This window comes from Streptomyces sp. NPDC020917 (genome assembly GCF_044333795.1).
GTDB lineage: Bacteria > Actinomycetota > Actinomycetes > Streptomycetales > Streptomycetaceae > Actinacidiphila.
The window spans coordinates 126112-149000 of record NZ_JBIRRR010000024.1 but is presented as its reverse complement, the minus strand read 5'-3'; the positions used below and the strand labels follow the sequence as shown (position 1 = coordinate 149000).

20 protein-coding genes are annotated in these 22889 nt (G+C 74.9%); 17 read left to right on the top strand and 3 right to left on the bottom strand.

The features are described from left to right. Nucleotides 1–173 precede the first annotated feature (173 nt). Nucleotides 174–1316, top strand: a complete 1143-nt coding sequence (locus ACH4TG_RS35570; RefSeq protein WP_398246795.1) for a ferrochelatase — start codon at nucleotides 174–176, stop codon at nucleotides 1314–1316. Nucleotides 1317–1328: 12 nt separating this feature from the next. Further along, complete coding sequence (locus tag ACH4TG_RS35565; RefSeq protein WP_398246794.1) at nucleotides 1329–2150, top strand: inositol monophosphatase family protein; 822 nt, start codon at nucleotides 1329–1331, stop codon at nucleotides 2148–2150. 125 nt (nucleotides 2151–2275) lie between these two features. On the opposite strand, the gene ACH4TG_RS35560 is transcribed toward ACH4TG_RS35565, so the two are convergent. Further along, entirely contained in the window at nucleotides 2276–2449 is a 174-nt protein-coding gene (locus ACH4TG_RS35560; RefSeq protein WP_398246793.1) for a hypothetical protein, read from the bottom strand. A gap of 337 nt (nucleotides 2450–2786) precedes the next feature. Here ACH4TG_RS35560 and ACH4TG_RS35555 point away from each other — a divergent pair, with 337 nt between their 5' ends. The 4 genes from ACH4TG_RS35555 to ACH4TG_RS35540 all read left to right on the top strand — a co-directional run bounded on the left by ACH4TG_RS35555 (nucleotide 2787) and on the right by ACH4TG_RS35540 (nucleotide 6393). Next, nucleotides 2787–3440 carry a response regulator transcription factor gene (locus ACH4TG_RS35555; RefSeq protein WP_398246792.1) on the top strand — a complete coding sequence of 218 codons (654 nt, stop codon included), beginning with the start codon at nucleotides 2787–2789 and terminating at the stop codon, nucleotides 3438–3440. Between the two features lie 5 nt (nucleotides 3441–3445). After that, nucleotides 3446–4729, top strand: a complete 1284-nt coding sequence (locus ACH4TG_RS35550) for a sensor histidine kinase (protein ID WP_398246791.1) — start codon at nucleotides 3446–3448, stop codon at nucleotides 4727–4729. A 511-nt stretch (nucleotides 4730–5240) separates the two neighbouring features. Then, the gene (locus tag ACH4TG_RS35545; RefSeq protein ID WP_031512922.1) at nucleotides 5241–5540 is read left to right on the top strand and encodes a DUF4193 domain-containing protein; all 300 of its coding nucleotides are present in this window, start codon (nucleotides 5241–5243) and stop codon (nucleotides 5538–5540) included. A 133-nt stretch (nucleotides 5541–5673) separates the two neighbouring features. After that, nucleotides 5674–6393: a hypothetical protein gene (locus ACH4TG_RS35540; RefSeq protein ID WP_398246790.1), complete on the top strand. Its 720-nt coding sequence runs from the start codon at nucleotides 5674–5676 to the stop codon at nucleotides 6391–6393. On the opposite strand, the gene ACH4TG_RS35535 is transcribed toward ACH4TG_RS35540, so the two are convergent. Together ACH4TG_RS35535 and ACH4TG_RS35530 are read right to left on the bottom strand one after the other, a co-directional pair. Then, nucleotides 6377–6850 carry a DUF3093 domain-containing protein gene (locus ACH4TG_RS35535; protein ID WP_398246789.1) on the bottom strand — a complete coding sequence of 158 codons (474 nt, stop codon included), beginning with the start codon at nucleotides 6848–6850 and terminating at the stop codon, nucleotides 6377–6379. The genes ACH4TG_RS35540 and ACH4TG_RS35535 overlap by 17 nt on opposite strands. A 27-nt stretch (nucleotides 6851–6877) precedes the next feature. After that, complete coding sequence (locus ACH4TG_RS35530; protein WP_398246788.1) at nucleotides 6878–7762, bottom strand: SDR family oxidoreductase; 885 nt, start codon at nucleotides 7760–7762, stop codon at nucleotides 6878–6880. 145 nt (nucleotides 7763–7907) lie between these two features. Here ACH4TG_RS35530 and ACH4TG_RS35525 point away from each other — a divergent pair, with 145 nt between their 5' ends. The 11 genes from ACH4TG_RS35525 to ACH4TG_RS35475 all read left to right on the top strand — a co-directional run bounded on the left by ACH4TG_RS35525 (nucleotide 7908) and on the right by ACH4TG_RS35475 (nucleotide 22827). Next, the gene (locus ACH4TG_RS35525; RefSeq protein ID WP_398246787.1) at nucleotides 7908–8513 is read left to right on the top strand and encodes a PaaI family thioesterase; all 606 of its coding nucleotides are present in this window, start codon (nucleotides 7908–7910) and stop codon (nucleotides 8511–8513) included. An 85-nt stretch (nucleotides 8514–8598) separates the two neighbouring features. Beyond that, a complete protein-coding gene (gene dut, locus ACH4TG_RS35520) occupies nucleotides 8599–9129 on the top strand; it encodes a dUTP diphosphatase (RefSeq protein WP_398246817.1) in 531 nt (176 codons plus the stop codon). 2 nt (nucleotides 9130–9131) lie between these two features. After that, nucleotides 9132–9899, top strand: coding sequence for a DUF3710 domain-containing protein (locus ACH4TG_RS35515; RefSeq protein WP_398246786.1), 768 nt, complete (start codon nucleotides 9132–9134; stop codon nucleotides 9897–9899). A gap of 166 nt (nucleotides 9900–10065) precedes the next feature. Further along, complete coding sequence (locus tag ACH4TG_RS35510) at nucleotides 10066–13410, top strand: FtsX-like permease family protein (protein ID WP_398246785.1); 3345 nt, start codon at nucleotides 10066–10068, stop codon at nucleotides 13408–13410. Next, nucleotides 13407–16334 carry a hypothetical protein gene (locus ACH4TG_RS35505; protein WP_398246784.1) on the top strand — a complete coding sequence of 976 codons (2928 nt, stop codon included), beginning with the start codon at nucleotides 13407–13409 and terminating at the stop codon, nucleotides 16332–16334. The genes ACH4TG_RS35510 and ACH4TG_RS35505 overlap by 4 nt, the downstream gene beginning before the upstream one ends. Before the next feature lie 35 nt (nucleotides 16335–16369). Next, nucleotides 16370–17347: an ABC transporter ATP-binding protein gene (locus ACH4TG_RS35500; protein WP_398246816.1), complete on the top strand. Its 978-nt coding sequence runs from the start codon at nucleotides 16370–16372 to the stop codon at nucleotides 17345–17347. After that, nucleotides 17344–18078, top strand: a complete 735-nt coding sequence (locus ACH4TG_RS35495; RefSeq protein ID WP_398246783.1) for an ABC transporter ATP-binding protein — start codon at nucleotides 17344–17346, stop codon at nucleotides 18076–18078. Before ACH4TG_RS35500 ends, ACH4TG_RS35495 begins: the two co-directional genes overlap by 4 nt. A 200-nt stretch (nucleotides 18079–18278) precedes the next feature. Beyond that, nucleotides 18279–20834: a DUF4118 domain-containing protein gene (locus ACH4TG_RS35490; RefSeq protein WP_398246782.1), complete on the top strand. Its 2556-nt coding sequence runs from the start codon at nucleotides 18279–18281 to the stop codon at nucleotides 20832–20834. Beyond that, a complete protein-coding gene (locus ACH4TG_RS35485; RefSeq protein WP_398246781.1) occupies nucleotides 20809–21492 on the top strand; it encodes a response regulator in 684 nt (227 codons plus the stop codon). The genes ACH4TG_RS35490 and ACH4TG_RS35485 overlap by 26 nt, the downstream gene beginning before the upstream one ends. Nucleotides 21493–21588: 96 nt before the next feature. Beyond that, a complete protein-coding gene (locus ACH4TG_RS35480; RefSeq protein WP_398246780.1) occupies nucleotides 21589–21987 on the top strand; it encodes an OB-fold nucleic acid binding domain-containing protein in 399 nt (132 codons plus the stop codon). A 3-nt stretch (nucleotides 21988–21990) separates the two neighbouring features. After that, nucleotides 21991–22827, top strand: coding sequence for a DUF3159 domain-containing protein (locus ACH4TG_RS35475; RefSeq protein ID WP_398246779.1), 837 nt, complete (start codon nucleotides 21991–21993; stop codon nucleotides 22825–22827). Nucleotides 22828–22889 lie beyond the last annotated feature (62 nt).

The window sequence follows — 22889 nt, the reverse complement described above, 5'->3', positions numbered from 1 at the left end:
GATGGTCCGTACAGCTTACGAACGGGGGCAAGTCCTTTTCCGGCCAGACCTGCGGGGCCGCCCCGCCGCCCCTCCCGGCGGGTCCCGGCGGCCCGTGCGCAGGCCCGGTCGGGCCCACTACGGCCGGTGCCTCCGGTGCGGGCGGTTCTGCCGGGGATGGCAGGATCGGAGACATGCCCGATCAGCCAGACCAGCCCGACTCCGCGGCCCGTCCCGACGCCGCCCCCTATGACGCCCTGCTGCTGCTCTCGTTCGGCGGCCCGGAGGGACCCGACGACGTCGTGCCGTTCCTGGAGAACGTCACCCGCGGACGCGGCATCCCGCGCGAGCGGCTGAAGGAGGTCGGCCGGCACTACTTCCTGTTCGGCGGCGTCAGCCCGATCAACGCGCAGAACCGCGAGCTGCTGCACGCGCTGCGCAAGGACTTCGCCGAGCACGGCCTCGACCTGCCGGTCTACTGGGGCAACCGCAACTGGGCGCCCTACCTGACCGACACCCTGCGGGAGATGTCCGACGCCGGGCACCGCAGGATCCTGGTCCTGGCGACCAGCGCCTACGCCTCGTACTCCGGCTGCCGCCAGTACCGCGAGAACCTCGCCGCCTCGCTCGCCGTGCTCGCCGAGGAGGGCCGGGCGGTGCCGCGGGTGGACAAGCTGCGGCACTACTTCAACCACCCGGGCTTCGTCGAGCCGATGACCGACGCGGTGCTGGCCGCGCTGGCCCAACTGCCCGAGGAGGTGCGGGACGGCGCCCGGCTGGCCTTCACCACCCACTCGATCCCGACCGCGTCCGCCGACACCTCGGGGCCGGTACCGGGGCACGGGAACGGCGGCGCCTACGTCGCCCAGCACCTGGACACCGCGGCCGTGATCGCCGAGGCGGTGCGGGCGGCCACCGGCGTCGACCGACCGTGGCAGCTGGTCTACCAGTCGCGCAGCGGCGCCCCGCACATCCCCTGGCTGGAGCCGGACATCTGCGACCACCTGGAGGAGGTGCACGCGGCCGGCGCGCCCGCCGTGGTGATGGCGCCGATCGGCTTCGTCTCCGACCACATGGAGGTCAAGTACGACCTGGACACCGAGGCCGCCGCCAAGGCCGAGGAACTGGGCCTGCCGGTCGCCCGTGCCGCCACCGTCGGCGCCGACCCGCGGTTCGCCGCCGCGGTGCGGGACCTGGTGGTGGAGCGTGCCGCCACCGAGCGGGGCGGCACGCCCCGGCGGTGCGCGCTCGGCGCGCTCGGCCCCAGCCACGACGTCTGCCCCGCCGGCTGCTGCCCGGCCAGGACCCCGCTGCCGGCCGCTGCCGGCACCGACTGAGGAGCCACCACGATGAGCACACCGCAGACCGCGGCCGCTCCCGAGCTGCTCGACGAGCTGCTGCAGATCGCGCTGGACGCCGCCCGCAGGGCCGGCGACCTGCTGCGCGACGGGCGCCCCGCCGACCTCGGCGTGGCCGCCACCAAGAGCAGCTCCATCGACGTCGTCACCGAGATGGACATCGCCGCCGAGAAGCTGATCACCTCCGTCATCGGCCGGGCCCGCCCCGAGGACGGGTTCCTCGGCGAGGAGGGGGCCAGCAGCGAGGGCACCAGCGGCATCCGCTGGGTCGTCGACCCGCTCGACGGCACCGTGAACTACCTGTACGGGCTGCCGTCGTGGGCGGTCAGCATCGCGGCGGAGCTGGACGGCACGACGGTGGTCGGGGTGGTGGCGGCGCCGATGCGCGGCGAGACGTACCAGGCGGTGCTGGGGCGCGGCGCCCTCGTCAACGGCCGGGCCGCGCACTGCCGGCCGGCACCCGTGTTCGCACACGCCCTGGTCGGCACCGGCTTCGGCTACATCGCCGAGCGGCGGGCCGCCCAGGCCGAGGTGGTCCGCGTGCTGGTGCCCCAGGTCCGGGACATCCGGCGGGCCGGCTCGGCGGCCATCGACCTGTGCGACGTCGGCTGCGGCCGGCTCGACGCCTACTACGAGCGCGGGCTGAACCCCTGGGACCTGGCCGCGGGCGAGCTGTTCGCCCGGGAGGCGGGCGCGCTGACCGGCGGGCGGCCGGGCCGGCCGGCCTCCGGCGAGCTGACCGTCGCGGCGCCGCCCGGGCTCTTCGAGCCGCTCCAGGAGAAGCTGGACGGGCTCGGCGCCTGGCACGACTGAGCCCCGTCCGACCCTCGCCCGCCATGCCGCCGTCCCGGCGGCCGCCCGCCCGCCCGCGGGCATGCGAACGCCCCGGCACCTTCCTGGTGACCGGGGCGTGCGGCTTGGGGGTCCGCCGGGACGGCTCAGGCGACCTTGGGCCGTACGTCCACGCCGTGCTCGGCGGCGAGGCGGCGGAGATCCTCCAGCTCGCTCTGTTCCACGTCGGCGAGGAAGTCGTCGCCCACTTCCCGGGCCCGGCGCAGATCGGACTCCGTGGTGTGTATGCGCTGCAGGATTCCGGTGGTGAACGCGTCCATGGCGCCTCCTCGTCGTCTCCGTTGACACGGGGATGTGTCTGCCCCGGGTGCCACACGTGGGAAACGGGTGGCAGGGCACGGTGGGTGGGTGTAAAGCCGTCCTCCCCGCATGACTGATGCCGGAAACCTCTCCGACACGAAAGAAATTCCCCTGGATCCGGCGGGGGCCGCCCCGCCTGCTGCGCGTTCAGCCGCCGTTCGATCCCCGTTCCGAACCTGCACGCGGTCTCCACACGCTCCGCTCACGTCCCGCCCGGCTCTCGCTTACCGCCGGTTTACGGCCCTGCGGTGCAGGATGTGTGGAGGATCCCCACAGTTCACCGGAAAGGACACGGCCTTGCGCGTTCTGGTCGTCGAGGACGAGCAACTGCTCGCGGACGCGGTTGCCATCGGCCTGCGCCGCGAGGCGATGGCCGTCGACGTGGTCTACGACGGCGGTGCCGCCCTGGAGCGGATCGGGGTCAACGACTACGACGTGGTCGTCCTCGACCGCGACCTGCCGGTCGTGCACGGCGACGAGGTGTGCCGGCAGATCGTCGGGCTCGGCCTGCCCACCCGGGTGCTGATGCTCACCGCGGCGGGCGACGTCAGCGACCGGGTCGAGGGCCTGGAGCTGGGCGCCGACGACTACCTTCCGAAGCCGTTCGCGTTCACCGAGCTGACCGCCCGGGTCCGCGCGCTCGGCCGGCGGACCACCGCCGCGCTGCCGCCGGTCCTCGAACGTTCCGGCATCCGGCTCGACCCGAACCGCAGAGAGGTGTTCCGGGACGGCAAGGAGGTGCACCTCGCGCCCAAGGAGTTCGCCGTGCTGGAGGTCCTGATGCGCAGCGAGGGCGCGGTGGTCTCGGCCGAGCAGCTTCTGGAGAAGGCTTGGGACGAGAACACCGACCCGTTCACCAACGTGGTGCGGGTGACGGTCATGACGCTCCGCCGCAAGCTCGGCGAGCCGCCGGTGATCGTCACCGTGCCCGGCTCCGGCTACCGGATCTGATCGCCATGGCCACCCAGTACCCCGGTCACCCCGCTTCATCGTCCTCGGCGGCCTCGCGGGGCGCGACCCCGCCCGCCAGGCCGCCCGCCCCGCCGCGCCCGTCCTGGGACCCGCCGCCCGCAGAGCACCCGCCGCCGCCCTGGCTGCGGCCGACGATCCGTATACGGCTGACCGTGCTGTACGGCGGCATGTTCCTGATCGCCGGCGTGATCCTGCTGTGGATCATCTACCTGCTGGCGGCGCACGCCATCCACGAGGGCTCGAGCCTGCCGTTCCAGGTGACCGGCATCAACGTGCCGCCGGGCGGCTGCCTCGCCGCGAGCCACAGCAGCGACATCAACACCGCGATCAACGAGTGCATGCAGCACCAGCGCGACGTCGCGCTCAACACCCTGCTCAAGCGCTCCCTGATGGCCCTGATCGGCCTCGCCGTGGTCGCGTTCGCGTTCGGCTACGTGATGTCCGGGCGGGTGCTGGCGCCGCTCGGCAGGATCACCAGGACGGCCCGCAGCGTGGTGGGCTCCGACCTCAAGCGCCGGATCGAGCTGGACGGCCCGGACGACGAGCTGAAGGAGCTGGCCGACACCTTCGACGGGATGCTGGACCGGCTGGAGCGCTCCTTCGACGCCCAGCGACGTTTCGTCGCCAACGCCTCGCACGAGCTGCGCACCCCGCTGGCGATCAACCGGACGCTGCTGGAGGTCCAGCTGTCCGACCCGGAGGCGTCGCCCGACCTGCGCCAGCTGGGCAAGACGCTGCTGTCCACCAACGAGCGCAGCGAACAGCTGGTGGAGGGCCTGCTGCTGCTCGCCCGCAGCGAGAACGAGATCGTGGACCGCAAACCGGTGGACCTGGCCGAGGTGGCCTCCCAGGCCGTCGAGCAGACCCGTGCCGAGGCCGAGGGCCGGCATGTGGAGCTGCGCGAGAACCTCACCTCCGCGGTCGTCCCGGGCAACGGGGTGCTGCTGGAGCGGATCGCCCTGAACCTGGTCCAGAACGCCGTGCGGTACAACGTGGCCCAGGACGGCTGGGTGGAGGTCTCCACGGCCGTGGAGGGCGGCCAGGGGCTCCTGATGGTGGTGAACACCGGCCCCGTGGTCCCCGCCTACGAGATCGACAACCTCTTCGAGCCGTTCCGGCGGCTGCGCACCGAGCGGACCGGCAGCGACAAGGGCGTCGGCCTCGGCCTGTCGATCGCCCGCTCCGTCGCCCGGGCGCACGGCGGCGTCATCTCGGCCGAGCCCCGCGAGGGCGGCGGCCTGGTGATGCGGGTCGCGATCCCGGTCTGACCAGGCGCTCCCGCTCCATGTCCGGCAGCTGTGCCCCGCGACGGGGTCCCCCGCGGACCCCGTCGCAGGACAGGTGTGTCCGTCGCTGTGAAACCTGTCACCCCCGTTGTGCGTCCTGGAGGGTGGCCGGGCCCGGGACGTGTTCGCTATGCGAGTAATTTCCGGTTCTGTTCGAGCGGCGGAGCGGCTGTGATCGATTGCACACCAACTTCGCACAGCGTGTACGCTCGGTGATCGCCAGGCCAGGGGAAAAGACCGGAAAATCCATGTTTCCCCAGGTCATGATCACGGGAAGTACACGTGAAGGCGTTCACGGCGTATGAATTTCGGACCGCCGTGGATCATGATCGGCCACCGGCGCGATCACCTCTTCGGGGGGCGTGTCGGGTGTCGATTGAGTAACAGGGCTTGATGTGAGGCAAAATCTCCGCCTCGAGGCGGGCACAAGTCCGGCCTCCCGCGCGTTACGTGCGCTGGAGACACCGCAGACACCCACAGGGGGAGAGCGAAAATGGCTACGGATTACGACACCCCACGCAAGACCGACGATGACGTCAACGAGGACAGCATCGAGGAACTGAAGGCCCGGCGGAACGAGAAGACCACCTCCGCGGTGGACGTCGACGAGTTCGACCAGGCCGAATCCCTGGAGCTGCCCGGAGCTGACCTCTCCAACGAGGAGTTGTCGGTCCGCGTGCTGCCCCGCCAGGCGGACGAGTTCACCTGCATGAGCTGCTTCCTCGTCCACCACCGGAGCCAACTGGCCTCGGAGAAGAACGGCAACCCGATCTGCCGCGACTGCGCGGCCTGACCCGCGGGCGCCCGTGACCGGATCGCCGGACAGCCGCGAGGGCGACGAGCGAGGCCGCAGGGCCTCGCTCGCGGCCACGACCGCTCGCGGTGTCGGCCGGGGGTTCAGCAGCGGCGCCCGCCGGGGCGGACGGATGGCCAGGACCGGTTTCGGATCGGTCGCCGAGCGGCTCATCGAGACCGCTCCGCGGATCCCTGTCCGCGATCTGGCGACCCTCCGCCGCCAGTTCCCGGGCCTCGGCCCCGAGGACATCGCGGACCGGCTGATCGCCGCCGCGGTGAAGGGCACGATGACGGTCGGCGCCGGTGTGGGTGCGGTCGCGATGCTGCCCACCCCGCCCACCATGCCGGCAGAACTGGCCACCGAGACCCTCGGCGTTGCGGCGATCGAGTACAAGCTCATCGCCGAGCTGCACGAGGTCTACGGGCTGCGCTCCGCCGGCAACGCCCGCGAGCGCGCCACCGCCTACCTGTGGTCGTGGACCGAGCAGCGCGGCATCGACGTGCTCCGGCTGTCCACCGTCAACGTGGCGCTGGGCACGAGCATGAAGCGGCAGATGCGCCAGCGCCTGCTGCGGCGCACCGTGCGCCACGCGCCCTCGCTGACCCCGTTCATGATCGGGGCGGCCGTCGGCGCCACCCTGAACCGCCGGGAGACCCGCAGGCTCGCCGAGCGCGTGCGCCACGACCTGCGCGAGCTCCAGAAGCCGTGGGCCGAGAAGGAGCCCCCGCCGCCACCGCCGGTCGGCGGGACGCCGGAACTCCCCCCTCCGCCCGGGTTCAGCGGGCCCACCGGGAGCCCGCCGGACACCGAGGGGCCCACCGGGACCACCGGTCCTACCGGGGCGTCCTGACCGCCGCCAGGGCCTCCGCCAGCCGCTGCGGCGACCGCGTCGAGAGGTAGACGTACGGCGTCGGGTCGGCCGGATCGGTCACCTCCACCTTCAGCGCCGTCGGCACGTACGAGCGCATCAGCATGAACGCCCGCGGGTCCGCCTTGTGCGACCGCCAGGCCACCGCCTCGGCCGGGTCGAGGACGCTCGCGTTCCCCAGCGCCTCCACCGGGATCCTGGCCTTGCCCGCCACCAGGGAGCCGGCCACCACCCTGATCCGCGCCGACCCGTACGAGCTGACCGCCGCCATGGCCAGGGCGGCGCCGCCGACCAGGCCGGCGAGCATCGCGAGCGGGCCGAAGGGGTAGACGATCAGCGCCATCGCGACGCCCACGCCCAGGGCCATCAGCCACCAGGAACGCGGCACGGTCAGTCGCTCGTCGTAGTCGCCGCCGAGCGGAGGCATCACACCAGACATGGCACCAGACTGCCATGCCCTGCTGTGTCATCTGCCGCGGAGGCGCGCAAGAGCGCGGGTGACCCGGGGCGGAGCCGTGCGCAGGCCGGTCGCCAGCTGCTTGACCCGGTCCGACGCCGCGGTCGGGGCGACCGCGTCCAGCACCGCGGTGGACCGCGCGCCGCCGCCCACCAGATAGCGCGACTGCGGGCGCCGGGCGGTCAGCGCCTTGCGGACCGCGAGCGCCACCGGGCGCGGGCCCGGCAGATGGCGCACCCCGCGCAGCACCTCCTCCGCGGCCGCGTACTGGTCCCCGTACGCCGAGGAGTGCTCGTCCGGCAGCAGCCCGGCGCCGGCCTCCCAGATGCCGGTGCCGTAGGAGCGCGGCTCGACCAGGCTGACCTTCACGCCGAACGGCTCGGTCTCCATCCGCAGCGCGTCCGTCACCGACTCCAGGCCCCGCTTGCTCGCGCAGTACCAGCCCAGCATCGGCAGCGAGACCCGGCCGGCGATCGAGGAGACGTTCACGATCCGGCCGGTCCGCCGGTCGCGCATCGCCGGCAGCACCAGCCGGGCGATCCGGGCCGGCGCCACCAGGTTGGTCTCCAGCTGCCGCCGGACCAGTTCGTCGTCCACGTCCTCCACGGCGCCCGGCTGGGCGAACCCGGCGTTGTTCACCACCGCCCACGGTCCGCCGCCCGTCATCCCGGCGATCCGGGTGAACGCCTGCACGCAGGACGTCGGATCCGCGACGTCCAGCAGCACCGTGCGCACCGCGGCGCCGCTGCGCGCCACCTCGGCGCGCAGTGCCTCCGCGCGGTCCTCGCTGCGGACCGTGCCGATCACGTCGAAGCCGGCATGCGCCAGCTCCAGGGTGATGGCCCGGCCGATACCGCGGCCGGCTCCGGTGACGACGACGCTCCTGGGATTCATCCGGACTCCGGGATACGGGGAAGACGTGCGGGAGCGGGCGCGGGACCCGCGCGGGGCGGGCGCGCGACGACCCGAGCGAGCGCGACCCCGAAGAGCAACGGACGCAGGACGGGAAAGGATCCCGCAGGAGGGTAGGGTCTGCGGCGTGAGTGCAGCTACGACACCCTCCGGCGGCGGCCGGCCGGGTCTGACCCCGCCGCCCGACGCGACACCGCCCGTGCGGCACCCCGACGCCCCGGCGCCGGGGGAGCTGCTGGGCTCACACTACGACCAGTGCTTCGCCTGCGGCGAGAACCAGCCGCACGGACTGCACCTGGCCGCCCGGGCCGGCGAGGGCGTCAGCATCACCGCGGAGTTCACCGTGCAGCCCGCCCACCAGGGCGCGCCTGGTCTGGCTCACGGCGGCGTGCTGGTGTCCGCGCTCGACGAGGCGCTGGGCTCGCTGAACTGGCTGCTGCGGGTCATCGCGGTCACCGGCCGGCTGGAGTCCGACTTCGTGCGCCCGGTGCCGGTCGGTTCCACCCTCCACCTGTCGGCGCGCTGCGTCGCCGTCGCCGGCCGCAAGATCTACAGCAGGGCGGAGGGCCGCATCGGCGGCCCCGACGGACCCGTCGCGGTCCGCGCCGAGGCCCTGTTCGTCGAGGTCAAGCTCGACCACTTCACCAGCAACGGCCGCGCCGACGAGGTCCGCGCCGCGATGTCCGACCCGGACCAGGTCAAGGTCGCCCGCGCCTTCGAGGTGAACCCGTGAGCGGCGCGCGCGAGGCCACCGGGCGGGTGGCGGGGTTGATGCCGGTGTGTCGCCGAGCGGGCGGAGAAGCGAACGGGTGGGAACAGTGAGTGCCCAGCGGCCGCCTGTCGACGTGCTGCTGCGGCGGCTCGATCCGTCCGTGCCCGTGCCGTCGTACGCGCATCCTGGGGACGCCGGCGTGGACCTGGTGACCACCGAGGCCGCGGAACTGGCGCCCGGCGAGCGCACCGTGCTGCCGACCGGCATCGCGCTGGCCCTGCCCGACGGGTACGCCGCCTTCGTGCACGCGCGCTCCGGGCTGGCCGCGCGCTGCGGAGTGGCCATGGTGAATGCCCCGGGGACGGTCGATGCCGGGTACCGTGGAGAGATCAAGGTGATCGTGGTCAATCTCGACCCGCGCGAGAGCGTCAGGTTCGAGCGGGGCGACCGGATCGCCCAACTGGTCGTCCAGCAGGTCGAGCGGGTCCGCTTCCACGAGGTGGCGGAACTGCCGGGATCTGCAAGGGCCGCGGGGGGCTTCGGCTCCACGGGGGGGCACGCCGCGGTGGAGAAGCCGTCGGCGGGCACGTCCAGCAACGGATACGCAGCGGTCGGCACCGACCGGGAAGGACAGTGACCGTGTTCCGTCGTCGCAAGGAGCGCGAAGACGCCGTCGACGAGTTCGACGAGGCCGAAGGCCCGGACGAGTCGGCTGAGGACGCCCAGGAGCCGGACGACTCCGGTACGGAGTCCCGGTACAACCTTCCGCCCGCCCCCCGCCCGGACGGGCCGTGGGACCTGGGCGAGGTGAAGGAGCCCGGCGACGGCCGGGTGGACCTGGGCGGGATCTTCGTGCCCGGCGTCGAGGGCATGGAGCTGCGGGTCGAGGTGGCCGGCGAGTCCATCGTCGCCGCGACCGTGGTGCTGCGGGACAGCGCCATCCAGCTGCAGGGCTTCGCCGCACCGAAGTCCGAGGGCATCTGGGGCGAGGTCCGCGAGGAGATCGCCGCCGGCATCACCCAGCAGGGCGGCATCATCGACGAGGTCGAGGGCCCGCTCGGCTGGGAGCTGCGCGCGCAGGTCCCGGTGCAGCTGCCTGACGGCACCAACGGCGTGCAGCTGGTGCGCTTCGTCGGATGCGACGGCCCGCGCTGGTTCCTGCGCGGCGTGATCTCCGGCCAGGGCGCGGTGCAGCCCCAGGCCGCCGGCGTGCTGGAGGCCGTGTTCCGCGACACCGTCGTGGTGCGCGGCGAGGCTCCGATGGCCCCGCGTGACCCGATCGTGCTGAAGCTGCCGAACGACGCGCAGATGGTCCCGGACGGCGGCGCCCCGGACCAGAGCGAGTCGAAGTTCGGGGACGGCATCGACCCGATGCGGCGCGGCCCGGAGATCACCGAGCTGCACTGACCCGGCCCACCGGCCGCGTCGGACCCACCGCGCGCAAGTCGCGTGCAGGAGTACGCAATCCCCTGTGCGTTCGACTGGAACCGTTGCACAGCCCACCCGGTCGCCGATACGTTCGGCGGCCGGGTGAGTTCGTCTCGCCCGTGGACACACGGGGGTTGGCACGCGCATGGGGACAACGGGGGTACGGCCCAGGGCCGTTGCCGGACGCCGCCCGGCAGCCCCGGCCACGGTGCGCGGCGGCGCCCACCACGGCATGGTGCTGGCCGCGGCTGCGCTGGCCGTGCTGCTGTCGGCGACCGTGCTCGCGGCCGTCGCCTCGCTCGCCGACCGCTCGGTGGAGGGCGGCATCCAGCAGCGGCTGGCCGGAAACCCCGCGACCACCGTCCAGGTCATCGCCCACTACCGGGCGCAGGGCATGCCCGCCGCCGACACCTCGATCCGCGCCGAGCTCGGCCGGGTCTTCGGCGACGTCCCGCACACCACGTACACCGCCCTGCGGACCCCCTCCTCGCTGTCCTCGCAGTACGAGGTGCTGCGGCCGGACGGCGTCCGGCGCGGCGCGTCCGTCACCCTCGTCGGCCTGCCCGACGCGGCCCGGCACGCCCGGCTGCTCAGCGGGCACTGGCCGCGCGCCACCGCGCCCGGCGGCCCCGTCGAGGCCGCGCTCAACGGCACCGTCGCCGCCCGTACCGGGCTGCACCCAGGCGACCTGTTCGCGATCAACCTCACCCGCGACAAGCGCCTCCAGCTGCGGGTCAGCGGCCTGTGGACGCCCGCGGCCGGCGACCCCGGGGTGCTCGCCGGGCTGGCCAGCACCTTCGACACCGTCGACAGCATCGCCCTGATGCCCTGGGACGGCTTCACCGCGCAGCCGGGCCTGACCGCCGACGCGCTCGCCGAGTGGATCGCCGCCCCGGTCACCTCGCGGCTGCGGCTCGGCCAGGTCACCCCGCTGCGCGACCGGGCCGCCGACTTCGCCGGCAGCGACACCGGCGTCTCCGTCTTCCACGGCGGCACCCCGCCGCTGGACGGGGTGCACGCCGACTCCGCACTTCCCTCCGAGATCGACGACCTGGCCGCGCCGATGGCCGTCGCCCGGGCCGGGATCGACATCCCCGGCACCCTGCTCGGCGCCCTGGCCGTCGCGGCGCTGGTGCTCACCGCACGGCAGCTCGCCCAGTCCCGCGCCGCCGAGGTCGCGCTGATGGGCGCCCGCGGCGCCGGCACCGGGCGGCTGGTCGCCGGAACCGCCGCCCAGTGGGCGCTGGTCGCGGTGCCCGCCGCGGTCGCGGCGCCCTTCCTCGCCGGCCCACTGCTGCACGGCCTGCACCGCGCGGGGCTGCTCGACGGCGGCGTGCCCGGCACCGCCGCGACCACGGCCGGCCGGCTCGCGGCCCTGCTCGCGCTCGCCGTGCACGGGGTGTCCGTCCTCGTCCCGACCGCCGTGCAGTCCGCCGACCACCGCGCCGCACTGCGGCTGCGGCTGCGCGGCCCCCGGGCGGCCGCGTTCCAGCGGGCGGGCACCGACCTCGCGCTGGCCGCCGTGGCCGTGCTCGGCTGGCTCCAACTGCGCCAGTACCGCACCCCGGTGGCTTCCGGCGGGGTGTCCGGCGTCTCCGTCGACCCGGTGCTGGTCCTCGCCCCGGTGCTGATGACCGCCGCCGCGACCCTGCTGTCGCTGCGGCTGCTGCCGCTGGCCGCCCCGCTGATCGACCGCGCCGCCCGGCGCGGCAGCGGGCTGGTGCTGCCGCTGGGCGGCTGGCAGGTCGGCCGGCGCGCGGCCCGCCACGCCGGGCCCGCCCTGCTCATGACGCTCGCTCTGGCGGTCGCGGCGCTGAGCACGACGGCGCTCGGCATCCTCGACCGCGGGGCGGGCGACCAGGCCGCTTTCGCCACCGGCGCCGACGTCAAGGTCGTGCCGCAGCCGGACGGCGGGCAGGCGCCGCCGGTCCAGCAGCGGCACGCGGTGTACGCGGCACTGCCCGGGGTGCGGGCCGTCACGCCGGTCACCGACGTGCAACTGGCCGCAGGCGACACCCAGGTGGACGTCGAGGGCGTCAACACCGCGGCGGTGGCGGCCACCTGGCACGCGCCGGCCGGCGGCGGCCCGGTCCCGGCGATCCGCTCCGACCTCACCGACCGGCCGGTGGCGGGCCTGCTCGCCGGCCTCGGCGCCACGGTCCCCGACCACGGCTACGCCGTTCCGGGGCGGCCCACCGCGCTGCCGCTGACCGTGCGGCTGTCCGCGGACGGCGTCGCCCCCGGGCAGGAGGTGCCGGTCCGGCTCACGCTCACCGTCGAGGACGCCGACGGGCTGCCCAGCACCGTGACCGTCCCGCTGCCGGTCACCGACGGCACCCCGTACCGGGTGACGCTGCCGCTGGCCGGCGGGGGCCGGGCGGGCGCGGCGCGGCAGTACCCGCTGCGGATCACCGGCATGTCGCTGAACATGCTCGGCGCGCACGCCCGCCGCACCTACCACTTGGCGGTCTCCGTTCCCGGCGTCACCGCCGCCGGCGGCGTCTGGCACGACCTGACCAACGGCATCAACGCCCCCGCCGACGCCGCCTGCCCCGGCCTCGACCCCAGCGGGAACACGGTCGACCCGCCGGTGCTCTGCACCAGCACCGCCCACCCCGGAGACCTGTTCGACGGCCTGCTGCGCGGCCCGGACACCACCGTGCGGCTCCCGATGTGGCAGATCGACCTGGCCCCCGTCCACCACGGCACGCCGCCGCCGGTGCCCGCGCTCGTCGACGACACGCTCGCCGCCACCGGCCAGTTCACGGTCGGCGACACCGTGGTGCTCACCCGTACCGACGAGGCGCGGGTCACCGTGCGGATCGTCGGGCGGATCGGCGCCGTGCCCGGTTTCGACCGCGAGCACGGACGGCTGCTGGTCGACTCCCGGGTGCTCGCCGCGCACCTGGCCGCGCAGGGCCTGGCCCAGCCGCAGGAGGCGTTCTGGTGGCTGTCCGCGCAGGGCGGCGCGGCCGCCGCCGCGCTGCGCGCCGACCCCTCGCTCGGCGCGGTCACCACCGCGGCCCAGGCGCGCGCGGACCTCACCCACGACCCGCTGCGGACCGGCACCCGCTCCGTGCTGCTGCTGTGCCTGGTCCTCGCACCGGCCTTCGCGGTCGTCGGGTTCACCCTGCACACCGCCATGTCGGCCCGGCTGCGCCGCCGCGAGTTCGCGCTGCTGCGCGCGATCGGCGTCCGCCGCCGCCAGCTCGCCGCGCTGCTGTGGACCGAGCAGTTGTGGATCGCGCTGCTCGCCGTCGTCCTCGGCACCGTCCTGGGGGCCGCGCTGGCCGTCGTGATCATGCCGCTGGTCACCGTCGACGACACCGGCCGGCCGGTGTACCCGCGGCTGCTGGCCGACGTCCCGTACCTGGACGTCGCCCTCGTCGCGCTGCTCACCGCCGGCCTCATCGTGGCCACCGTCACCCTGCTGTCGCGCACTCTGGCCCGCATCGACCTCGTCCGCACCCTGAGAGCAGGCGACGAATGACCGGCCCGGACGGCACCCCCGACCCCACCGCCGGCCGCCCGCCCCGGCCGCCGCGAGGAACGGCCGTGCTGCGGCGGCGGGTTGCCGGGCTGCTGCCGCGCGGAGTGGGGGCGGCCCGCGAGGCGCGCGGTGAAGTGGCGCTGCTGGCCTGCCTGTTCGCGGTGGTGACACTGCTGACGGTGGTCGCCGCGGCCGGGCCGCCGCTGCTGGACCGGCTCGCCGGCCAGGCGTTCGCCGCCCGGGCGGACGCCGCGCAGCGCACCCAGCCGCTGGTGCGGCAGAGCGCGGTGCTGCACCGGCCCGACGACGCGGCGATCGACCCCTCGGGCAGCACCGTGGCGGCCCAACTCGCCACGATCGGGGCGGACCTGCTGCGCACCGCCAGGCCGCCGCTCGCCGGGGCCCTGCGCCACCAGTCCACCCGCGTCGAGGTGTCCCCGGCGAACACCAGCACCGCCGCGGGCCCCGGACAGCTCGCCCTGCTCTACGCCGACGACGCCCCCGCGCGCTCGGCGTACCTCCAGGGCGGCCCGCCGGCGCGGTCCACCATGGGCGGGCCGATCGGCATCGCCGTCTCGGTCCGCACCCGCGACACCCTGCATCTCGCACTCGGCCAGCTGCTGGACCTGAAGGCCGCCGAGGACCGGTACGTCACCCCCGCCCGGGTCACCGGCTTCTTCACCGCCCCGCCGGACGGCCGGGCCCCGCTGTGGCGCCAGGAGCCGCTGCTGCAGCGGCCGTCGGCGGACGCCGACGGCTGGCACGCCCAGGCGGTCGTCGACGCCTCGGCGCTCGACGCCCTCCAGGACCGCGGCGCCGGCGACCTGACCGTGACGTGGAGCGCCGCGCTGCACGCGACCGGCACCGAGGCGACCCGGATGGCCACCCCGGCGGGCCTGACCGCGCTGCGGCGCGCCGCCAACGCCTACGCCACCGCCTCCGGCGACCGGTACTGCCCGCCCGGCGACGGCGGTTACTCCGCCGCCCTGTGCATGGTCGCCGGCCACCCCACCGACGCGCTCGCCACCGCGAACGACATCCCCGCGCTGGCACAGGAGTTCGCCGCGGAACGGGCCCAGGCCCGCACCCTGGAGTCGTTCGCGCTCGCCGGCCTGCTCGCGGTGGGCCTGGCCACTGTCGTGGTCACCGCGCGCCTCGCGCTGCACCGCAGGGCCGCCGCCCAGGCGCTGCAGCGCGCCCGCGGCGCCTCCGCTGCCGACCTGGCCCTGGTGCGGCTGCTGCAGACCGCCCCCGCCGCACTGCTCGGCCTGCCCGCCGGTCTCGCCGCGGCGCGACTGCTCGCCCCTGCGGGGACGGCCCTCGGCTCGCCGCTGCCCGCGGCCGTCCTGGCGGCCGCCGCCTGGCTGGTCCTGCCCGCGATGACCTGGGCGAGGCTGCGCGACCGCGGCCGGCGCCGCGAGCAGGCGCCGACCGGGACCCGGCGGCTCACCGCCGAGGCGGGGGTGCTGCTGCTCGCGGCCGCCGGGGTGCTGGCCCTGCGCTCGCGGGGCTCGGCCGGCTCCTCCTCCGGCTCCTCTTCCGGCGTCGACCTCCAACTGGCCGCCGTCCCCGCCCTGCTGGGCCTGGCCGCCGTGGTGCTGCTGATCCGCGCCTACCCGCTGCCGCTGCGCCTGCTGGCCCGCGCCGCGCGGCGCGGGCGCGGCGCGGTGGGGACGATCGGGCTGTCCAGGGCCGCGGGCGAAGCCCCGGGCCACGCCCTCACGCTGCTGGTCCTGGTGACCACGCTGTCCACTGCGGTCTTCGGCGGCCTGGTCTCGCGCACCGTCAGCGACGGCCGCCGGGCAGCCGCGGTGTGGAGCGCCGGTGCCGACGCGACCGTCATCGGTGCCGGGCGCGACGGCACCGCCGAGCCCGACCTCGTCCACGTCCCCGGCGTGCGGCACGCGGTCACCCTGCGCGGGGCCACGTCCCGGCTCACCAGCGGCCGGGACGGCACGAGTTGGGACCAGGTGCGGATCGCCGGCGTCGACGCGGCCGCCCTGCACACAGCGGCCCCGGGCTCGGCGCTCGCCCGCGCCCTGCTGGCCGCGCACCCCGGCGCGGCGGCCGCCGGCCCCGGCGGCCGGGTCGTCCTGCCGGCGCTGGCCTCCGCGGACTTCGGCACGGCCGCGGTCGGCGACGTCTTCGCCTCGTCGCTGCACAACGCGCACGTGTCCTTCCGCGTCGTCGGCGTCCTCGACCTGTCCGTGCGCCAGGACCCGGCGCTCGGCCCGCTCATCGGCACGGACGCCGCCCGCACCGCCGGCCCCGGCAACGACACGACGGCGGTGCCGCCCCTGCCCATGCTGGTGCTCGACGCGGCAGCGGCGTCCGTGCTCACCGCCCGCGACACCGACTACGCGCAGGTGCTGCTGTACGGCCCGCACCTGGACGCCGCCGCCCTGCACGTGGCTGCCGCCCGGGTCGCCGGGCCCACCGGCCAACTCCTCCTGCGCAGCGAGGAACTGGACGCCGCCCGCCACGACGGCCTGCTGCGCGGCGTGCAGCGCGTCTACGCCGCGGGCACCGCCGTCGCCGTGCTGCTGGCCCTGCTCGCCCTCGTCCTGGAACTCCTGATGACCGCCCAGGACCGCGGCCGCACCGCGTCCCGGCTGCGCACCCTGGGCCTGCCCACCCGCGGCATCGCCGTGCTCGACGCCCTGGAGCTGCTGCCGATGGCGCTGGCCGCGGCCGCCGGCGGGGTGGCCCTCGGCCTGGCGACGCCCGCCGTCCTCGGGCCCGCGCTGACCCTGCGCCGCTTCACCGGCGGGCCGCAGGCGCCGCCGCTGCACACCGACTACCTGCTGACGGCGGCGCTCGGCGCGGGCCTGGCCGCGCTCGTCGCCGCCGCCGTTGCCGCCGAGACCTGGCTGGGCCGCCGCCGCGGCCTGGGCACCGTCCTGAGGCTGGGGGACCCGGTATGAGCCCGCAGCACCGCCACGACCCTCCGGGGGAGCCGATGCCCGAACCCGCCGCGGCCCCCGTGCCGGCCGCGCCCGCCGACCTGGCGACCCTTCAGGCCCGCGCGCTGGCCGGCGCCGCCCCGGCCCCCGACGAGGGGCTGATCGTCTGCGACAACGTGGTGCGGGTCTTCCGCACCGAGGGCGTCGAGGTGCAGGCGCTGCAGGGCCTGGACCTGACGGTGGAGGAGGGCGAGGTGCTGGCCGTCGTCGGCGCGTCCGGCTCCGGCAAGTCCACCCTGCTGGGCATCCTGTCCGGCCTCGACCTGCCCACCGCCGGCCGCGCCCGGGTCGCCCACCACGACCTGCTCGCCATGAAGCGCCGCGAGCGCCTGGAGTACCGCCGCACCACCGTCGGCTTCGTCTGGCAGCAGACCTCCCGCAACCTGCTGCCGTACCTGACCGCGCTGGAGAACGTCACCCTGCCCATGGGCTACGCGCGGGTGCCGCGGGCCCGCCGCGCGGAGCGCGCGCTGGACCTGCTCGACCTGCTGGGCGTCGCCGACTGCCGCCACCGCAGGCCCGGCGAGCTGTCCGGCGGCCAGCAGCAGCGGGTGGCGATCGCGGTCGCCGGCGCCAACGACCCGCGGGTGCTCTTCGCCGACGAGCCCACCGGCGAACTCGACACCGCCAGCGGCGAGGAGGTGTTCGCGGCCCTGCGCCGCGCCAACCGCGAACTGGGTGTGACGGTCCTGATCGTTACCCACGACCCGCTGGTTTCCGGCCAGGTGAGGCGTACGGTACGGATACGTGACGGCCGCACCGCCACCGAGGTGCTGCGACCGTCCCAGGGCGCCGGGGAGGAGTACGCGGTGCTCGACCGGGTGGGGCGGCTGCAACTGCCCCGCGAGTACACCGAGCGCTACGGTCTGCGCCGCCGGGTGCGGCTGACCGCCGAGCAGGACCACATCGGGGTCTGGCCCGATCGCGACGACCCCGTCGCGGACGAGGGCCGGCAGGGGGAGGAAGACGCATGAGCGAGCAGTCCACCGGGCACGCGGGAACCGCGGTCGCCGACGGGCCGCACACCGGCGACATGGTCGTCGTGGAGGACCTGCGCCGCACCTACGGCAGCGGCGACACCGCCGTGCACGCCCTGCGCGGCGTGTCCTTCTCGGTGCCGCGCGGCGAGCTGGTCGCGCTCAAGGGGCGCTCCGGCTCCGGCAAGACCACCATCCTCAACCTCGTCGGCGGCCTGGACTCGCCCGACGGCGGCCGGATCATCCTGGACGGCACCGACCTGGCCGGTCTCGGCGACGACGACCTGCTCGCGCTGCGCCGCGACCGGATCGGCTTCGTCTTCCAGTCCTTCGGCCTGATCCCCATCCTCACCGCCGCGGAGAACGTCGGCGTGCCCATGCGGCTGCGCAAGGTGGCGCCGCGCGAGCGCGAGGAGCGCGTCGAGCTGCTGCTCGCCCTCGTCGGCCTGGCCGACCACGCCGCGCAGCGGCCCGGCGAGCTGTCCGGCGGCCAGCAGCAGCGGGTGGCCATCGCGCGGGCGCTGGCCAACCGCCCGGTGCTGATCATCGCCGACGAGCCCACCGGCCAGCTCGACGCCGACACCGGCCTGGCCGTCATGGAGCTGCTGCGCGCCGTGGTGCGCAGTGAGGGCGTCACCGCGCTCGTCGCCACCCACGACGCGCAGCTGCTGGCGCTGGCCGACCGGGTCCTGGAACTGCGCGACGGCCGCATCGTCACCGACGAGTAGCGCACCCGGCGCGCCGCGGCCGGCTTCCGCGCGGCGCTCCGGCAACCCATACGCGTTCTTGACGCGGACGGGCCTTGGGGCCCGTCCCGCGGCGCCCCGGGGCGCCTAGTATCGGCCTACGTGTCCACGACCAGGCAGTCCGTCCGTCCCCCCGCGCACCGGGCCTCGCGGGTGCCCCGGCGCGGGAGGACGATTGAGCCATGACACGCGGCACGCTGCGCATCTACCTCGGAGCGGCGCCCGGGGTCGGAAAGACCTACGCCATGCTCGCCGAGGCACGCCGCCGTCTGGAGCGCGACACGGACGTGGTCGTCGGCTACGTCGAGCACCACGCGCGGCCGCGCACCGAGGAGCTGATGGCCGGCCTGGAGGAGGTCCCGCGCCGGCACCTGGAGCACCGCGGCCGGGTCCTGGCGGAGATGGACGTCGACGCGATCCTGCGCCGCGCCCCGCAGTCCGCGCTGGTCGACGAGCTGGCCCACACCAACGCCCCCGGCTCGCGCAACCCCAAGCGCTGGCAGGACGTCGAGGAGCTGCTGCGGGCCGGCATCGACGTGGTGTCCACCGTCAACATCCAGCACCTGGAGTCGCTCGGCGACGTGGTGGAGTCCATCACCGGCGTGCGGCAGCAGGAGACCGTCCCCGACGAGGTGGTGCGCCGCGCCGACCAGATCGAGCTGGTCGACATGTCGCCCCAGGCGCTGCGCCGCCGGATGGCGCACGGCAACATCTACCCGCCCGACCGGGTCGACGCGGCGCTGTCCCACTGGTTCCGGCCCGGCAACCTGACCGCGCTGCGCGAGCTGGCGCTGCTGTGGACCGCCGACCGGGCCGACGAGTACCTCCAGCAGTACCGCGCCGACCACCGGATATCGGCCGCCTGGCAGGCCCGTGAGCGGATCGTCGTCGGCCTGACCGGCGGCCCCGAGGGCCGCACCCTGATCCGGCGGGCCGCCCGGATGGCCGCCAAGGCGTCCGGCAGCGAGATCCTCGCCGTGCACATCGTGCGCAGCGACGGCCTGGTGTCCGGCTCCGCCAAGGAGCTGGCCGTCCAGCGCACCCTCGTGGAGGACCTGGGCGGCACCTTCCACAGCGTCGTCGGCGACGAGGTGCCCGGCGCCCTGCTGGACTTCGCCCGCGGTGTCAACGCCACGCAGATCGTGCTCGGCTCCAGCCGCCGCAAGACCTGGCAGTACGCCTTCGGACCCGGCGTCGGCGCGACCGTCGCCCGCGAGTCCGACGACATCGACGTGCACATCGTCACCCACGAGCAGGCCGCCAAGGGCCGCGGGCTGCCCGCCTCCCGCGGCGCCGGCCTGGGCCGCTCCCGGGTCGTCGCCGGCTGGCTGACCGGCGTGGCCGGCCCGGCGCTGCTCACCGTGCTGCTCGACCAGTGGCACCCTGGACCCGGCCAGTCCACCGACATGCTGCTGTTCCTCACCATGACGGTGGCCGCGGCGCTGGTCGGCGGGCTGTGGCCGGCGCTCGCCAGCGCGCTGCTCGGCTCCCTGCTGCTGAACTTCTTCTTCACCGCGCCGACCCACTCGTTCACCATCGCCGAGCCCGAGAACATCATCGCGATCATGATCTTCGTGGTGGTGGGCGTGGCCGTCGCCTCGGTCGTCGACCTGGCCGCCCGCCGCACCCAGCAGGCGGCCAGGCTGCGCGCGGAGGCCGAGATCCTCTCCCACCTGGCGGGCAGCGTGCTGCGCGGCGAGAACACCGCGGAGGCGCTGCTGGAACGGGTCAGGGAGACCTTCGGGATGGAGTCCGCGGTACTGCTGGAGCGGTCGGCCGGGCACGGCCCGTGGACCCGGGCGGCCGGCGTCGGCTCCCACCCGTGCCTGCGGCCCGAGGACGCCGACGTCGAGGTCGCGGTCAACGACCGGCTGACGCTCGCGCTGACCGGGCGGGTGCTGCCCGCCGCCGACCGCCGGGTGCTGTCCGCGTTCGCCGCGCAGACCGCGGTCGTGCTGGACCGCGAGCGGCTGGCCGGTGAGGCGGCCCGGGCCAGGGAGCTGGCCGAGGGCAACCGGATCCGCACCGCGCTGCTGGCCGCCGTCTCGCACGACCTGCGCACCCCGCTGGCCGGCATCAAGGCGTCGGTGTCCAGCCTGCGCTCCGAGGACGTGGCCTGGTCCCCGCAGGACGAGGCCGAACTGCTCGCCGGCATCGAGGACGGCGCCGACCGGCTGGACCACCTGGTCGGCAACCTGCTCGACATGTCGCGGCTGCAGACCGGCACCGTCACCCCGCTGATCCGCGTCGTGGACGTCGACGAGGTGGTGCCGATGGCGCTCGTCGGGGTGCCGGAGAACAGCGTCGCCCTGGACGTCCCCGAGACCCTGCCGATGGTCGCCGTCGACCCGGGCCTGCTGGAGCGGGCCGTCGCCAACATCGTCGAGAACGCCGTCAAGTACAGCCCGGACGGCCAGAAGGTGCTGGTGGCCGCGAGCGCGCTCGGCGACCGCGTCGAGGTGCGGGTGGTCGACCGCGGGCCCGGCGTGCCGGACGCGGCCAAGGAGCACATCTTCGAGCCCTTCCAGCGCTACGGCGACGCGCCGCGCGGCACCGGCGTGGGCCTGGGCCTCGCGGTCGCCCGCGGCTTCCTGGAGGCCGTCGGCGGCACGCTCCAGGCCGAGGACACCCCCGGCGGCGGGCTGACCATGGTCCTGACGCTCCCCGCCGCCGCGGGCGCGCCCCCCGTACACGACAGAAGAGAGAAGACGCATGCACCGGGTCCTCGTGGTCGATGACGAGCCGCAGCTCGTCCGGGCGCTGGCGATCAACCTGCGGGCCCGTTCCTTCGAGGTCGACGCGGCCCACGACGGGGCCGGCGCTCTGCGCGCGGTGGCCGCCCGCCAGCCGGACGTGGTGGTGCTCGACCTGGGCCTGCCCGACATGGACGGCGTGGAGGTCATCCGCGGCCTGCGCGGCTGGACCCGGGTGCCGATCATCGTGCTGTCGGCCCGGCAGGCCTCGGGTGAGAAGGTCGAGGCGCTCGACGCGGGCGCCGACGACTACGTCACCAAGCCGTTCGGCATGGACGAGCTGCTCGCCCGGGTGCGCGCCGCGGTCCGCCGCTCGACGCCGGCCGGGCCCGAGGAGGGCGCGGCGATCGTGGAGACCGAGACGTTCACCGTCGACCTGGCCGCGAAGAAGGTCAACCGCGGCGGCTCGGACGTCCGCCTCACGCCCACCGAGTGGCACCTGCTGGAGGTCCTGGTGCGCAACCCGGGCCGGCTGGTCGGCCAGAAGCAGCTGCTGCAGGAGGTCTGGGGGCCCGCCTACGGCACCGAGAGCAACTACCTCCGGGTGTACATGGCGCAGCTGCGCCGCAAGCTGGAGGCCGACCCCGCCCGCCCCCGCCACTTCATCACCGAACCCGGCATGGGCTACCGCTTCGAGCCGTAGGCCGGCGCAGCGGGTCCCGGCGGGGTCCCGGCGGCGGCCCACCCGCCCCGTCCGCGGCCTCTGGAAGTCGCCCGCCCGGCCGGTACCCTTGGCGACATGAGTGGTGCCATGCGATCCGATCGGCCGGCGGGCCGCTTCCGCCGCATGCTCGACCGCCTGTCCTCCACTCAGGAGGAGCTGCACTCGGAAGAGCTGCAGAAGGACGCGCTGGCCACGGGGTGCACGCCCATCCAGGACTGCACCGACCGCCAGATCGTCTCCGTGACCGGTACGCTGCGTACGGTCACGTTGCGTCCTCGGGCCGGCGTGCCGGCACTGGAAGCCGAGCTGTTCGACGGATCCGCCGCGCTCGACGTGGTGTGGCTGGGCCGCCGCAGCATCGCCGGTATAGAACCCGGGCGCATGATCATCGCGTCCGGCCGGATCTCCATGAACCGGGGCCGTCCGGTGCTGTTCAACCCCAAGTACGAGCTGCGTCCGGTCGGACAGGAGTAACACGTGACGTCGATCGACAACGGCGAGGCGGCCGCCGAGCCGACCGCCGGCACGCGCGGGCAGTCCTCGCCAGACCCCCGCAACGCGCCCGGCGGGGCCACGCAGGCCGGCGCCACCGAGGTCTCGGCCGAGGCCCGCGCGGTCACCGAGGCCGCGCTCTTCGAGGCGTTCGGCGGGGTCCGCGGCATGGTGGAGACCACCGTGCCGGGCCTGGTGTTCGTCGCCATCTACACCGTCAACCGGAACATCACGTCCTCGGCGATCGCCGCCTTGGCGCTGTCCGTGCTGATGGGCGTGGCCCGGGTGGCCCAGAAGGACACCCTCAAGCACGCCTTCAGCGGGGTGTTCGGCGTCGCCTTCGGCGCGGTCTTCGCGATGATGTCGGGCAACGCCAAGAACTTCTACCTGCCGGGCATGCTCTACACCTTCGGCCTGTCGCTCGCCTACATCATCTCGGCGATGGTGCGCTGGCCGCTGCTCGGCCTGATCCTCGGGCCGATCTTCAAGGAGAACCTGTCCTGGCGGAAGCGGAACCCCGGACGGCTGCGCGCCTACACCAAGGCCAGCTGGGCCTGGGGCCTGATCCTGCTGGGCAAGTCCGCGATCCTCTTCCCGCTCTACTGGTGGGGCAACGCCACCCAGCTGGGCTGGGTCAAGGTCGCCCTCGGCATCCCGCCGTTCCTGCTGTCGGTCTACCTCACCTGGATCTTCCTGGTGAAGGCGCCGCCGCCGATCGACGTCATCGCCGAGATGGAGGCCGCGGAGAAGGCCGAGAAGGAGCAGGCGGAGCAGGGCCGGGCCGGGGACTCCGCCCGGACCGGCAACGGCAACGCGGGCTGACGCGCCCGACCCGACGCCATGCGAGGGGCCCGGACCGATGCGGTCCGGGCCCCTCGCACGCT